This is a genomic window from Streptomyces sp. NPDC048506, from assembly GCF_040651315.1.
In the GTDB taxonomy this organism is placed as follows: Bacteria; Actinomycetota; Actinomycetes; order Streptomycetales; family Streptomycetaceae; genus Streptomyces.
This window is the reverse complement of record NZ_JBEZIX010000006.1, coordinates 103,355-117,213: the sequence shown is the minus strand read 5'-3', so window position 1 is coordinate 117,213 and position 13,859 is coordinate 103,355. Positions and strand designations below refer to the sequence as shown.

12 protein-coding genes and 2 tRNA genes are annotated in these 13,859 nt (G+C 71.1%); 6 read left to right on the top strand and 8 right to left on the bottom strand.

Annotated features, from left to right (window positions below; genetic code table 11):
- Positions 1–42: 42 nt before the first annotated feature.
- Together tig and AB0C96_RS06400 are read right to left on the bottom strand one after the other, a co-directional pair.
- A complete protein-coding gene (gene tig, locus AB0C96_RS06405) occupies positions 43–1,425 on the bottom strand; it encodes a trigger factor (protein WP_362914288.1) in 1,383 nt (460 codons plus the stop codon).
- A gap of 239 nt (positions 1,426–1,664) precedes the next feature.
- Positions 1,665–1,741, bottom strand: a tRNA-Pro gene (locus AB0C96_RS06400).
- A 202-nt stretch (positions 1,742–1,943) separates the two neighbouring features.
- Here AB0C96_RS06400 and AB0C96_RS06395 point away from each other — a divergent pair.
- Together AB0C96_RS06395 and AB0C96_RS06390 are read left to right on the top strand one after the other, a co-directional pair.
- Positions 1,944–2,014: transfer RNA gene (locus tag AB0C96_RS06395), tRNA-Gly, on the top strand.
- 134 nt (positions 2,015–2,148) lie between these two features.
- The gene (locus AB0C96_RS06390) at positions 2,149–2,520 is read left to right on the top strand and encodes an arsenate reductase family protein (RefSeq protein ID WP_362914286.1); all 372 of its coding nucleotides are present in this window, start codon (positions 2,149–2,151) and stop codon (positions 2,518–2,520) included.
- 54 nt (positions 2,521–2,574) lie between these two features.
- Here the strand turns inward: AB0C96_RS06390 and AB0C96_RS06385 are convergent, their stop codons facing one another.
- Complete coding sequence (locus tag AB0C96_RS06385) at positions 2,575–2,769, bottom strand: hypothetical protein (protein WP_361313555.1); 195 nt, start codon at positions 2,767–2,769, stop codon at positions 2,575–2,577.
- A gap of 625 nt (positions 2,770–3,394) precedes the next feature.
- On the opposite strand from AB0C96_RS06385, the gene AB0C96_RS06380 reads away from it, so the two are divergent.
- A complete protein-coding gene (locus AB0C96_RS06380; RefSeq protein WP_362914284.1) occupies positions 3,395–4,564 on the top strand; it encodes an acyltransferase family protein in 1,170 nt (389 codons plus the stop codon).
- A 27-nt stretch (positions 4,565–4,591) separates the two neighbouring features.
- Here the strand turns inward: AB0C96_RS06380 and AB0C96_RS06375 are convergent, their stop codons facing one another.
- Both AB0C96_RS06375 and AB0C96_RS06370 read right to left on the bottom strand, forming a co-directional pair.
- A complete protein-coding gene (locus AB0C96_RS06375) occupies positions 4,592–5,479 on the bottom strand; it encodes an ABC transporter ATP-binding protein (RefSeq protein WP_362914282.1) in 888 nt (295 codons plus the stop codon).
- Between the two features lie 190 nt (positions 5,480–5,669).
- Entirely contained in the window at positions 5,670–6,815 is a 1,146-nt protein-coding gene (locus AB0C96_RS06370; RefSeq protein WP_362914280.1) for a PP2C family protein-serine/threonine phosphatase, read from the bottom strand.
- A 128-nt stretch (positions 6,816–6,943) separates the two neighbouring features.
- On the opposite strand from AB0C96_RS06370, the gene AB0C96_RS06365 reads away from it, so the two are divergent.
- The gene (locus tag AB0C96_RS06365; protein ID WP_362914278.1) at positions 6,944–8,173 is read left to right on the top strand and encodes a GNAT family N-acetyltransferase; all 1,230 of its coding nucleotides are present in this window, start codon (positions 6,944–6,946) and stop codon (positions 8,171–8,173) included.
- Positions 8,174–8,201: 28 nt separating this feature from the next.
- Here the strand turns inward: AB0C96_RS06365 and AB0C96_RS06360 are convergent, their stop codons facing one another.
- Positions 8,202–9,020, bottom strand: coding sequence for a DNA-formamidopyrimidine glycosylase family protein (locus AB0C96_RS06360; protein WP_362914276.1), 819 nt, complete (start codon positions 9,018–9,020; stop codon positions 8,202–8,204).
- A gap of 102 nt (positions 9,021–9,122) precedes the next feature.
- Positions 9,123–9,608: a ribose-5-phosphate isomerase gene (locus tag AB0C96_RS06355; RefSeq protein WP_362914274.1), complete on the bottom strand. Its 486-nt coding sequence runs from the start codon at positions 9,606–9,608 to the stop codon at positions 9,123–9,125.
- Positions 9,609–9,822: 214 nt separating this feature from the next.
- Here AB0C96_RS06355 and AB0C96_RS06350 point away from each other — a divergent pair, with 214 nt between their 5' ends.
- A complete protein-coding gene (locus tag AB0C96_RS06350; RefSeq protein ID WP_362914272.1) occupies positions 9,823–11,280 on the top strand; it encodes an amino acid permease in 1,458 nt (485 codons plus the stop codon).
- Positions 11,281–11,383: 103 nt separating this feature from the next.
- Here the strand turns inward: AB0C96_RS06350 and AB0C96_RS06345 are convergent, their stop codons facing one another.
- Entirely contained in the window at positions 11,384–11,983 is a 600-nt protein-coding gene (locus tag AB0C96_RS06345) for a biotin transporter BioY (RefSeq protein ID WP_362914270.1), read from the bottom strand.
- A 358-nt stretch (positions 11,984–12,341) separates the two neighbouring features.
- On the opposite strand from AB0C96_RS06345, the gene AB0C96_RS06340 reads away from it, so the two are divergent.
- Positions 12,342–13,769: an amino acid permease gene (locus tag AB0C96_RS06340; RefSeq protein ID WP_362914268.1), complete on the top strand. Its 1,428-nt coding sequence runs from the start codon at positions 12,342–12,344 to the stop codon at positions 13,767–13,769.
- The last annotated feature ends 90 nt before the right edge of the window (positions 13,770–13,859 follow it).

Below are 13,859 nucleotides of genomic sequence, written 5' to 3'. Positions count from 1 at the left end.
TGTTCGGGCCCGTGATCAGTCGATCGGCGATCGTACCGGGGCTCAGGCCTCGGTCTTCTCCTCGCCCTCGCCCTCGGCCTCGGCGACGACGGCCTCGGCGACCTCGGCCTCGTCCTCGTCGGCCATGTCGACGACCTCGCCGTTGGTGTCCTTGACCGTGGCGGCCTCGACGACCACCGCGAGCGCCTTGCCGCGGGCGACCTCACCGACGAGCATCGGCACCTGGCCGCCCTCGACGACGGCCTGGGCGAACTGGTCGGGGCTCATACCGGAGGACTGCGCCCGGCGCATGAGGTGCTCGGTGAGCTCCTCCTGGCTGACGTTCAGCTTCTCCTTGTTGACCAGCTCGTCGAGGATGAACTGGGTCTTGATGCCCTTCTCGGCCTGCTCCTTGGTCTCGGCGTCGAACTCCTCCTCGGTCTTGCCCTGGATCTCCAGGTACTTCGCGAGGTCGAGGCCCATCTGGCCGAGCTGGTGGTGCTCCAGGTTGTGCTTGCGGGTCTGGATCTCGTCCGCGAGCAGCTTCTCCGGCATCGGCACCTCGACGAGCTTGAGCAGCTCGTCCAGGACCTTCTCCTGCGCCTGGGTGGCCTGGTCGTACTTCTTCATCTGCTCGAGGCGCTTGCGGCTGTCCGCCTTGAGTTCGTCGAGGGTGTCGAACTCGCTGGCCAGCTGGGCGAAGTCGTCGTCCAGCTCGGGCAGTTCGCGGACCTTGACCTCGGTGACCTTGACGGTGACCTCGGCCTCCTTGCCCTGGGCGGAGCCGCCCTTGAGCTCGGAGGTGAAGGTGGCGCTGCCGTCGGCCTCCAGGCCCTTGACCGCGTCGTCGATGCCGTCGAGCAGCTCGCCGGACCCGATGGTGTAGCTGACGTCCTTCGCGACGCCGTCCTCCAGGACCTCGCCGTCGACCTTGGCCTCCAGGTCGATCGTCACGACGTCGCCGTCCTGGGCGGCGCGCTCCACCGGGCTGGTCGAGGCGAAGCGCTCACGGAGCTGCTCGACGGACTTGTCGACGTCCTCGTCCGACACCTCGACGGCGTCGACCTCGACCTCGATGCCGGAGTAGTCCGGGATCTCCAGGGCGGGACGGATGTCGACCTCGGCGGTGAAGGCCAACAGCTCGTTGTCCTTGAGCTCGGTGATGTCGACCTCGGGCTGGCCGAGGACGTTGAGCTCACCCTCGTTGACCGCCTCGGTGTAGAACTTCGGGAGCGCGTCGTTGACGGCCTCCTCCAGCACCGCGCCGCGGCCGAACCGCTGGTCGATGACGCGGGCCGGGATCTTGCCCTTGCGGAAGCCGGGCACCGTGACCTGCTGGTTGATCTTCTTGTACGCCGCGTCGAGGCTGGGCTTGAGCTCCTCGAAGGGCACCTCGACAGTGAGCCGAACCCGAGTCGGGTTCAGGGTCTCCACGGCGCTCTTCACGGTTCGGTCTCCTTGGGGCTGACTTCTGGGGTTCTGCTGATCGAGATCCACCAGTACCCGGTTGTTCCGGGTCCGGCCGATCGTGCCCGGTACACAGACACACGGACACGTAGCTTGCATAGTAACCGCAAGGAGGATGACGCCGACAACGTGATCTTGGATGCCCCCGCACGCCCCGCCGATCTTGCGGGCGGCTCGGGACGGGGGTACGCCCGGCGGCTACTGCCGGGCTGACCTGCTGGTCGGGGTGGCCGGATTCGAACCGACGACCTTCCGCTCCCAAAGCGGACGCGCTACCAAGCTGCGCCACACCCCGTCGGTGCGACACGTAGGGTACATGGCTGCGGACAGAACGGCTGCCAGTTATCCGGATGCCCGGTGCGGGCGACGTGCGGAGCGGGAGCGTCCGCCGGGGTCCGCGCGGACGGTCCGGGCGCGGCGTGCGGAAGGGGTGTGCGGCGCACCGCGATGACCCGCTAGGATGCACTGCGTGCCGAGGTCCGTGACCTGCGGCGCTTGCGGGCGTAGCTCAATGGTAGAGCCCTAGTCTTCCAAACTAGCTACGCGGGTTCGATTCCCGTCGCCCGCTCTGACGAGGAGACCCCGGGCCGGACGGCCTGGGGTTTTCCGCTTTCCGGAACGGCAATTGCGGGTGGTCGCCCCGACATCCGCCGGCGTGCACCCCACTTCGCCCCTCGCGCGGCGGTCAATAGAGTGACCGGCATGGAGATCTGGCTCAATCCCGCGTGCTCCAAGTGTCGTTCCGCCGTCGAGATCCTCGACGAGGAGGGCGCTCGGTACACCGTCCGCAGGTACCTGGAAGACCCGCCGAGCGCCGACGAGCTGCGCGCGGTGCTGGTACGGCTGGGCCTGGAGCCCTGGGACATCACCCGGACCCAGGAGGCCGCGGCGAAGGAACTGGGGATCGGGGGATGGGAGCGCACCGACGCCGCGCGTGAGCGGTGGATCGCGGCGCTGGCGGCACAGCCTCGGCTGATCCAGCGGCCGATCATCACCGCGGATGACGGAACGGCGCTGGTGGGACGCACCGAGGAGGCCGTACGCGAGGCGCTGGGGCGGACCGGGGACGCATAGACCCCGCACCGCCGGGCCTCATCGGCGACCGGCCGGCCCGGGACCGGCGGGCACCTAGAACGTGATGTGGTTGATGGTGTCCGCCAGGGAGTTGAGGAATCTGTTGATCGACGGCGCCATTCCCGTGGAGGCGAGGAAGAAGCCGAACAGTATGGCGACCAGTGCCGGGCCCGCCTTGAGCGACTTCCCCCTGATCAGCACGATCATGATGATCCCCAACAGCAGCACAACTGACAGCGAAAGAGCCACAACTGATCACACCCTTGGTCGGAACGCCTCACCCGCCCGGGAGCATGCTGCGCACACCCCCGGCACCATCGTGCCACCAACTCCATGCCCACTGCAGGCCGGTGACGAATCATCGGCCAACGCTTTGCCCGATTCCGGCCGACGGTGACCGCGGGGCACCGACAGGGCGTCGCCAGGGTGACCGACGGGCATCCGCGGCATGACGGCCGAACGCCGTACGGAGGCCCGGCAATTCGCTCGGCCTGGCGCCCCATCGCCCATTCCCTCTTCACCTCCGCCCCGTCGCCGCTGATCATTTCCCCGGGTGCACAGCCCGTCGAATTCACTTATTCGTGGTGTCCGTCACGGCTTTACACCGCGCAATCGGCGTGACCTCCTTCATGGAACATAAGAGGGAAGGAGCGGACATTCCGCCTGCGTCGTTCGCTGGGGATATCGCCCTTTTTGGGGGTATGAAGTGCGGCAAAATGGGCGATCGGTGGAGTGTGCGCCTCGCTGAACGCCAGCTTTATCGCAGGTCAATCGCGGGTCGATCGCAGGTCATATCGATGACCGCGCCCGGGGAAATAGGGAATGACGTGGAGGCGGTTTTACGCATTCGTCGAGCGCCGCTATCGTGCCTCAAATGTTTCCGGCTGCCCCCACCCCACGACGCGAGCTCCCCCCTCTCCGGGAGGCGGCGGGTACGGACCCGGCCGCGCCCTCGGCAGCGCCCTCCGGCGCACCCGAGGGCGCTGCCGCGCCGGCATCCTCGTCCGGGGGGCGGCATGCGTTCTTCGACAACGCGAAGTACCTGGCCATCGTGCTGGTGGCGATGGGCCACGCATGGGAGCCGCTGACCGACGGCAGCCGGGCGGCCGAGGCGCTCTACATGACCGTCTACGCCTTCCACATGCCGGCGTTCATCATCATCTCCGGCTACTTCTCGCGCAGCTTCGACATGCGCAAGGACCGGCTACAGCGCCTGGTCACCGGCGTCGCGGTCCCCTACGTCCACTTCGAGACGGCCTATGCCTTCTTCAAGCGCTGGGCGGACGACGACCCCGGGCACCCGATCAGCCTGCTCGATCCGTGGTTCCTGACGTGGTTCCTGGTGGCGCTGTTCGTATGGCGGCTGACCACCCCGCTGTGGAAGATCGTCCGCTGGCCGATTCCGCTCGCCCTCGCCATCGCCGTACTGGCCTCCGTCTCGCCGGACATCGGCGACGACCTGGACATGCAGCGCGTTCTTCAGTTCCTCCCGTTCTTCGTGCTGGGACTGGCGCTGCGGCCGGAGCACTTCGCGCTGGTGCAGCGGCGCCGGGTGCGCATCGCCTCGCTGCCGGTCTTCGCGGCCGCACTGGTCACGGCCTACTGGGCGGCGCCCCGGATGACGTCGGCGTGGTTCTACCACCGCGACAGCGCACAGGAACTGGGCACCAGCTGGTGGGTCGGCGTGGTGATGACACTGGCTCTGTTCGGCTGCTCGCTCGTGCTCGTGGCCTGCTTCTTCGCCTGGGTGCCGACACGGCGGACGTGGTTCACCGTGCTGGGCGCCGGGACGCTGTACGGCTACCTGCTGCACGGCTTCCTGGCGAAGGGCTCCCGCTTCTGGGGTTGGTTCGACGACTACCCCTGGCTGCACAGCCCGCTCGGCGAGATCACCGTCACCCTCATCGCCGCACTGGTCGTGACGGCGCTGTGCACACCCCCCGTCCGCCGGGTCTTCCGCTTCGCCATGGAGCCGACGATGGCCTGGGCGTTCCGCAAGGACCCGGCCGACGCGGCCCGAACCCGCGCCCAGGCCACCACCTGAGGGGCCCTGCGGACGGACACCGGGGTCCTACGCCGCCGGCCGGGCCGCGGCGGTCGCCCTGACCGTGGCTGTGGCCCTGGCCGTCACCGCAGCCCTGTCCGTGGCCGTCGCCGCAGCCCTGTCCGTGGCCGTGGCCGTGGCCGTGGCCATGCGGGCGGCTATCTGGTCCGGGGTGGCGGACCGCAGGCGGTCGGTGAGGGTGCCGGCGGTGAGGATCAGGACCTGGTCGGCCCAGGCGGCGGCCACCGGGTCGTGGGTGACCATCACGACCGTGGTGCCGAGGCCGTCCACGGCGTGGCGCAGCAGGCCGAGCACCTCTGCGGCGGTGCCGGTGTCCAGGGCACCGGTCGGCTCGTCCGCGAAGACCACGTCGGGTTCGGTGACCAGGGCACGGGCTATCGCCACGCGCTGCTGCTGGCCTCCGGAGAGCTGGCCGGGGCGGCGCCGGGCGTGCTCGCCCAGGCCGACCCGCGCCAGCACCGAGGCCGCCCGCCGGGGATCGGGACGGCGGCCGGCCAGCCGCATCGGCAGCAGGACGTTCTGCTCGACGGTGAGCGCCGGCAGGAGGTTGAAGGCCTGGAAGACGAAGCCCAGGCGGTTGCGGCGCAGGGTGGTGAGACGGTTCTCACTCATCCGGCTGATCTCCGTGCCGGCGAGACGGACGGAGCCCGCGGTGGGCCGGTCCAGGCCGGCGGCGCACTGGAGGAACGTCGACTTTCCGGAGCCCGACGGGCCCATGACGGCGGTGAACGAGCCGTGGGGAAGCGTCAGATCGATACCGCGCAGGGCGTGCACGGCGGTGGCCCCGCGGCCGTGGCGGCGGTGCACTCCGCGGAGTTCGACGGCGTGGTGGCCGGCCGGCCCGCTGCCGGGTGTGGTGTTCCGTGCGGTGTCCCGCCGGTTGCGCAGGATCATGGTGGCGCGCCCCTCGTCTCGTCCGGCCCCGGCCCCCGTCGCGGCCGGTCTCACCTGTTTCACCGTACGGATCGGGACGGTGCCGGGACCATGAGGAGGACCGCACAATCGACCTGCGGATCACCGCAGGTCGGGACTGGGGAAAACCCCACCCCTGGCCGGCCGGGCGGGTCTGGGCCGCGGTGGTGGGTCAGGCGTCCCGGCAGATCAGCAGCAGTGCCCGGTCGTCGTTGACGTCCTTGGCGACGGCTTCGATCAGATGCCAGGCGGCGCCGGCGAAGCCGCTGGCGACGTAGCGGTCGGCCTCGCCGGTGAGCCGGTCGATGCCCTCGGCGATGTCGCGGTCGGCGGCCTCCACCAGGCCGTCGGTGAAGAGCATCAGGACGTCGCCGGGGCGCAGCGTGCCCTTGACGGGGTCGAACTGGGCGCCGTCGTAGACGCCGAGCAGCGGGCCGTCCCCCGGCTTCTCCTCCCAGCGGCCGCTGCCCGCGCTGAGCTGGAGCGCCGGCAGGTGCCCTGCGGAGAGGAGTTCGTAGTCGCCGGATTCCAGGTCGAGGACGAGGTGGACGGAGGTGGCGAAGCCCTCGTCCCAGTCCTGGCGCAGGAGGTAGCCGTTGGCGGCGGGCAGGAAGCCGTGCGGCGGGAGGGAGCCGAGCAGCCCGCCGAAGGCGCCGGAGAGGAGCAGGGCGCGGGAGGCGGCGTCCATCCCCTTGCCGGAGACGTCGGTGAGGACGACTTCGAGGATGCTGCCCCCGTGGGTGCGCGAGGCCACCACGAAGTCGCCGGAGAAGGACTGGCCGCCGGCCGGGCGGAGCGCCATCTCGTGGTGCCAGCCCTTGGGCAGTCTGGGGAGCGTGCTCTGGACGCGGATGCGTTCGCGCAGGTCGAAGAGCATGGTGCCGCCGCGCCGCCAGGGCACTCCGACGCGGCTGCGGAACTGTGCGATGAGCAGGCCGAAGAACCCGACGGCGGCGACGACCAGGACGGTGCCGGGGGTGATCCGGTCGGGTCCTTCGTCGTACGGGCCGAACAGGGCGGACTCGACGACCAGGGCGGCGGCCGAGGCGCCGTAGAGGACGAGGAGGTTGGCCGGGCGCAGCAGCAGCCCCCCGGCGATCACCGGGAGGACCAGGGCGGTGGGGGCGAACCATTCGGGGCGCCAGAGGGTGCCGGCGGCGATCACGGCGATGGCGATGAGCAGGGCGATCAGCGCGAACCGGTCGGAGCCTTCGCCGCGGAAGTAGTCGACCCCGGCCTTGCGCACGCCGACGCGGGCCCGGTGCAGACCTTTGTGCACCCGGGCCGTCAGGGTTTCCGTTCCCGGGCCACTCGTCATCGCTCTGGGACCTTATCCACCCGTTCGGCGGCGCGTCGATTCGCCGCACGTCGCTCCGGCTAATTGCCGGGAAACCCCGTTCGAAATACGGTCGCGCGGCCGGAGAGTGTGCTGCTAGGGATGGAGGTATGGAGACGGAGCTGCGGGCGCTGCGGGACGCCGAGTGGGAGACCTGGTCCGATGCGCTGGACCTGGCGTTCGGCGGGGTGCCGCAGCCGGCCGAGAAGCTGGCGCTGCGGCGGGTGCTCACCGAGGTCGACCGGTCGTTCGGGGTCTGGGACGGCGACGAGATCGTGGCGACGGCGGGGGCGTTCTCGTTCCGGCTGACGGTGCCGGGCGGTTTCGGGGTGCCGGTGGCCGGGGTGACGATGGTGGGGGTGCGGCCGACGCACCGCCGGCGGGGGCTGTTGCGCGCGATGATGCGCCACCAGCTGGCGGACGTCCACGAGCGCGGTGAGGCCTTGGCGGTGCTGACGGCGTCGGAGCCGGCGATCTACGGGCGGTTCGGCTACGGGGCGGCGGCCCAGGACATGCGGCTGACCGTGGACACGGTGCAGCTGGCGGCACCCGAGCTGCCCGGGGCGGACGGTGTGCGGTTGCGCCTGGTGGACCCGGTGGCCGCGCTGGACACGTGCGAGCGGGTGTACGCCCGCCTGGTGCCGGGCCGGGCCGGGATGCTGGCCCGCCGGCCCGGCTGGGAGCGGGTGCCGGTGCTCGACCTGCCGGCCGAGCGGGGCGGGGCGGGGGCGTTGCAGTGCGTGCTGGCCGAGGTGGACGGCGAGGTGCGGGGGTACGCGCGCTATGCGGTCCGACCGGAGTGGGCGGACGCGGGGCCGGCCGGAGTGGTGCTGCTGCGGGACGTCGAGGCGCTGGATCCGGTGGTGTACGCCGCGCTGTGGCGCTATCTGTTCGGGATCGATCTGACGTCGTCGGTGACGGTGCCGACGCGGCCGGTGGACGATCCGCTGCTCCATCTGGTGGCGGACCAGCGGCGCTGCCGGATCGCGCTGCGGGAGTCGTTGTTCGTGCGGCCGGTGGAGGTGGGCGCGGCGCTGGCGGCGCGGACGTATCAGACGCCGGTGGATGTGGTGCTGGAGGTGGCGGACGCGTTCTGCCCGTGGAACGCGGGACGGTGGCGGCTGTCCGGTGACGCGACGGGCGCCGGCTGCGCGCGGACCACGGACCCGGCCGAACTGACGCTGTCCGTTCGGGAGTTGGGGTCGGCGTACCTCGGGGGTTTCACGCTGTCGGCGCTGGCGGCGGCGGGGCGGGTGCGGGAGGAGCGGCGGGGTGCGCTGGGGGCGGCTTCGGTGGCGTTCGGGACGGACGTCGCGCCGTGGCTGCCGCACGGCTTCTAGGGCGTGCCCGAGGGGGCAGGGGCGGTGGTCAGCGTCCGGTGGTGGGCTGGCAGCCCGGGCACCAGAAGAGGTTGCGGGCGGCGAGGCCGGCGGTGCGGATCTCGCTGCCGCAGATGTGGCAGTGCTGCTGGGCGCGGCGGTAGACGTAGACCTCGCCGCCGTGGTCGTCGACCCGGGGCGGGCGGCCCATGGCCTCGGGCATGTGCTCGGGCCGTACGGTGTCGATCCGGTTGTGGCGGACGCCCTCGGCCATCAGGAACACCAGGTCGGCCCAGACGGCGTCCCATTGGGGGCGGGTGAGGTCGCGGCCGGGGAGGTAGGGGTCGATGCCGTGCCGGAAGAGGACCTCGGCGCGGTAGACGTTGCCGACCCCGGCGATGATCTTCTGGTCGAGCAGCAGGGCTGCGATGGTGGTGCGGCTGCGGGAGATCCGCTGCCAGGCGCGGGTGCCGTCGTCGTGGGGGCGCAGCGGGTCGGGGCCGAGGCGGTCGTGTATGGCCTGCTTCTCGGCGTCGGTGATCAGTGCGCAGGTGGTGGGGCCGCGGAGGTCGGCGTGTGCGGTGGGGCCGGCGAGGCGCAGCCGCACGGTGTCGGTGGGCGGCGGGGCGGGGGCGCCGCCGAAGCCGAGTTTGCCGAAGAGGCCGAGGTGGATGTGGACCCAGCGGTCCGGACCGAAGCCGAGGAACAGGTGCTTGCCGTGGGCTTCGGTGCGGCTGAGGACCTGGTTGTCGACGAGGGCCGCACCGTCGGAGAACTTGCCCTGCGGGCTGGTGGCGCGGACCGTGCGCCCCAGGAAGCGTTCGCCGTAGTCGGCGGCGAGGCGGTGGATGGTGTGGCCCTCGGGCATGGGTGCTCTCCAGTGGGTGCGCCCGCCCTCCCCGGCGGCCGGGGTGGGCGGGCGATGGGGGTCCCCCCCGCGCCGTTCAGGCGTGGGGGAGGGGTGCGGCGGTCAGCCCTGCGGGTGGTGCGCGGGGATGGCGGGCAGTTCGCCGGTGGTCTCGTACGCGGAGAGCATGTCGATGCGGCGGGTGTGCCGCTCCTCGCCGGAGTAGGGCGTGTCGAGGAAGACCTCGATGAACTTCGTGGCCTCTTCCTGGGTGTGCATCCGGCCGCCGACGGAGATGACGTTGGCGTTGTTGTGCTCGCGGCCGAGCTTCGCCGTCTCCTCGCTCCAGGCCAGCGCGGCGCGTACGCCCTTGACCTTGTTCGCGGCGATCTGCTCGCCGTTGCCGGAGCCGCCGATCACGACGCCGAGGCTGTCGGGGTCGGCCGCGGTCCGCTCCGCGGCGCGGAGGCAGAACGGCGGGTAGTCGTCCTGGGCGTCGTAGATGTGGGGACCGCAGTCGACGGGCTCGTGGCCGTGGGCCTTGAGCCACTCGACGAGGTGGTTCTTGAGGTCGAAGCCTGCATGGTCGGAGCCGAGATACACGCGCATGGCATGAGTGTGACATGGCACTCGCCGGGTAGGCGCCGCTGGGTCTTCCACCGTTTCTGCGTACGGTCCTCCTCCCCCGCCTTCCGTACGTATGCCAGGCACCCGCCAACTCCAGGGTTTCCTACAACGATCCGGAGTCAGGCCCTTCCAATCCATGGGTGAACGAAGATCTAATGCGGGGGTTCCCATCCGCGAACCACGAAGGACGGTGTCCATGGGCGCGCACCCTCCCCCACGCTCTCAAGCAGCAGGGGGCACTCCCACCACCACAGCGGTACCCGTTGGCGGCGATTTCGGCGGTGACCCCGTCGGGAGGCAGTCGCAGGAGGGCCTCCAGGCAGGACTCAAGAACCGCCATCTGTCGATGATCGCCATCGGCGGGGTGATCGGCGCCGGTCTGTTCGTCGGCTCCGGCGCGGGTATCGCCGCCGCCGGCCCGGGCATCCTGCTGTCGTACGCGCTGACCGGGCTGCTGGTCGTGCTGGTGATGCGGATGCTGGGCGAGATGGCCGCGGCGTCGCCCGCCTCGGGTTCGTTCTCCGCGTACGCGGACCGGGCGCTGGGCCGTTGGGCGGGCTTCACCATCGGCTGGCTGTACTGGTTCTTCTGGTCGGTGGTGCTGGCGGTCGAGGCGACCGCGGCCGGCGCGATCCTCACCGGCTGGGTGCCGGCCGTCCCGCAGTGGGCCTGGGCGCTGCTGGTGATGATCGTGCTGACCGGCACCAACCTGGTCTCGGTCGGCTCGTTCGGCGAGTTCGAGTTCTGGTTCGCGGGGATCAAGGTCGTCGCGATCGTGGTGTTCATCCTGGTCGGGGCACTGGCGATATTCGGGCTGCCGCCCGGTGACCATGCGGCGGGGCTGAGCAATCTGACCGGGCACGGCGGTTTCCTGCCGAACGGTCCCGGGGCGATCCTCTCCGGCATGCTGCTGGTGGTCTTCTCCTTCATGGGCAGCGAGATCGTCACCCTGGCGGCGGGTGAGTCGCCGAACCCGGTGCAGGCCGTCCGCAAGGCCGTCAACAGCGTCATCTGGCGGATCGCGCTGTTCTACATCGGCTCGATCACGGTGATCGTGACGCTGCTGCCGTGGAACGACCCGGCGGTGCGCAAGAGCCCGTACGTGGCGGTGCTGACGTCGCTGGACATCCCGTACGCGGGCACGGTGATGGACGTCGTGGTGTTGACCGCGGTGCTGTCCTGTCTGAACTCCGGGCTGTACACGGCGTCCCGGATGGCGTTCTCGCTCGGTGAGCGGGGGGACGCGCCGAAGTCGTTCGCCACCGTCAACAAGGGCGGGGTGCCGGCGGTCGCGACCTGGGCGTCGGTCGCCTTCGGCTTCATCGCGACGATCTTCAGCTACACCTCGAAGGACACCGTCTTCCAGTTCCTGCTGAACTCCTCGGGTGCGGTGGCGCTGTTCGTGTGGCTGGTCATCTGCTTCTCGCAGCTGCGGATGCGCCGGACGCTGGAGCGGGAGACGCCGGAGCTGCTGACCGTGCGGATGTGGCTGTACCCGTGGCTGACGTACGCGACGATCGCGCTGATCGTCTTCGTCGTGGGCTACATGTTCTACGACCCGGACGGCCGTGAGCAGATGGTGCTGTCGGTGGTCGCGGCCGCGGTGGTGCTGGCCGTCGGGTTGCTGCTGGAGCGCCGGCGGGCACGTCGCTAGTCGCGCGCTACGGAGCGAGCGAGAACGAACGCAAGACGACAGGGAAGGGGCCCGCACCTCGTCGGTGCGGGCCCCTTCCGCTCGTTCTTCCGCGCCGTGCGGATCAATCCCGGCGGCCGACGAGCTTCCAGGCGGTCGGCAGCGCGCCCATCGCCAGCGCCGCCTTGAGGGCGTCGCCGAACAGGAACGGGACGAGGCCGACGGCGACGGCCTGGCCCAGGGACATGCCGGTGCTGAGCGCGAGGTAGGGGACGCCGACGCCGTAGATCACGGCGGTGCCGGCGGCCATGGTGGCGGCGGTGCGCAGCACTCCGCGGTCGCCGCCGCGGCGGGCCAGTGCGCCCACGAGGCCGGAGGCGAGCAGCATGCCGAGGATGTAGCCGAGGGTGACGTTGCCGGCGCCGGAGGCCCCGCCGGCGAACCACGGCACGCCGGCGATGCCGGCCAGGGCGTACAGCCCGAGGGAGAGCAGACCGCGGCCCGCGCCGAGGGAGGTGCCGACCAGGAGGGCGGCGAAGGTCTGGCCGGTGACCGGGACCGGGGAGCCGGGGACCGGAACGGCGATCTGGGCGGCGACGCCGGTGAGCACGGCACCGCCGACGACCAGCGCGGCGTCGCGGACGCGGGCGCGGGAGGCGGTGGTGGCGACCGGCAGCAGGTCGGCGAGAACTGTGCCGGGGCGGTGGAGAGCGGCAGTGCTCATCGGGGCTCCGCGGGTGTGTGAGTGGTGCGGGACGGGTCGGGACGGCTTGACGTTAGTCCAGCCGACCGCCGGCGATCATCGTGTGGCGGTGACAAAGCCGTACCGGCCGGCTTGGAGAGTTCCGAACAACCTCCGCGGGGCCCGGCTCCGGGCGGCTGCTCGGCGTCTGCGCAGGTCACGTGATGCTCGTCACGGCCGGGGCGGTTCCGCGGCGCCGGTTTTGTGGTAGCGCGCGGCGTCCGGCGACACTGGCTCCGCCCCGCGGTGAGCTGTGGAGTTCCCCCAAACCTCCCGGCGCCGCACCCTCCGCACCCCTCGCCCCCACTCCTCCTTTCCTCCCAGTGAGAGAGACCAGCTGATGCACGACACACCGACCACCACCGGGCAGACCCCGCTCGGCGCGGGCGCCGGCGAGCAGGAGCCGCTGTCCGCGGGGCTCAAGCAGCGCCATCTGACGATGCTGGGCCTGGGCGGGGTGATCGGCGCGGGCCTGTTCGTGGGGTCCGGCGCGGGGATCGCGGTGGCCGGACCGGGGATCGTGCTGTCGTATCTGATCGCCGGTGCGCTGGCGATGCTGATCATGCGGATGCTCGGCGAGATGTCGTCGGCGATGCCGGCGTCGGGGGCGTTCTCGGTGCACGCGGAGCGGGCGCTGGGCCGCTGGGCGGGGTTCAGCGTCGGCTGGCTGTACTGGTTCCTGCTGGTCGTGGTGCTCGCCGTGGAGGCGACCGGCGCGGCGCGGATCGCGGCCGGCTGGGTGCCGGCGGTGCCGCAGTGGGGCTGGGTGCTGCTCTTCATGGTCGTGTTCACGGTGGCCAACCTGGCGGCGGTGAAGAACTTCGGGGAGTTCGAGTTCTGGTTCGCGGCGCTGAAGGTCACCGCGATCGTGCTGTTCCTCGTGCTGGGCGTGCTGGCGATCGTGGGGGTGCTGCCGGACGGGCCGCACGCTTCGGGCGAGCCGGTCGGGATGGCGAACCTCACCGGGCACGGCGGGTTCCTGCCGCACGGCTGGGGCGGGGTGGTCTCCGGTGTGCTGGCGGTGGTGTTCGCCTTCGGCGGGCTGGAGGTGGTCACCATCGCCGCGGCCGAGTCGGACGATCCGGCGCGTGCGGTGGGCCGGGCGGTGCGCAGTGCGGTGTGGCGGATCCTGTTCTTCTACGTCGGCTCGATGCTGGTCATCGTCGCGCTGCTGCCGTGGTCGTCGCTCCAGCCGGGGCAGAGCCCGTACGTGGCGGTGCTGGACCGCCTCGGGGTGCCGGGCGCCGGGCAGATCATGAACGTCGTGGTGTTCGTGGCGCTGCTCTCGGCGCTGAACGCCAATCTGTACGGCTCGTCGCGGATGGTGTTCTCGCTGGCCGAGCGGGGCGAGGCGCCGCGGGGGCTGCTGAAGGTGTCGGGCGGAGGGGTGCCGCGGCGGGCGGTGCTGGCCTCGGTGGCCTTCGGGTTCGTCTCGGTGCTGCTCAATCTGAAGTGGCCGGATTCGGTCTTCCTCTACATGCTCAATGCGGTCGGCGCGGTCCTGCTGTTCGTCTGGGGACTGATCGCGGTCTCCCAGCTGCGGCTGCGGCCGCGCCTCGAACGTGCGGCGGGCGGGCAGCTGCCCCTGCGGATGTGGGCCTTCCCGTATCTGACCTGGGTGGCGCTGCTGGCGATGGCCGGGGTGGTCGTGCTGATGCTGACCGATGACGCGGCCCGGCCCCAGCTGCTGTGGTCGGCCGGGGCGACCGGCGCGGTGCTGGTCGTCGCCGGCGTGCGGGAGCTGAGGGCCCGTCGGACGCGGCACTGAGCCCGCGCCGCACCCCGGCCGGACCGAGACGGGCGTCACACGGCGTCGTATTCGACGATGATTCAGGTACGCACGGTGACGATCACGTCT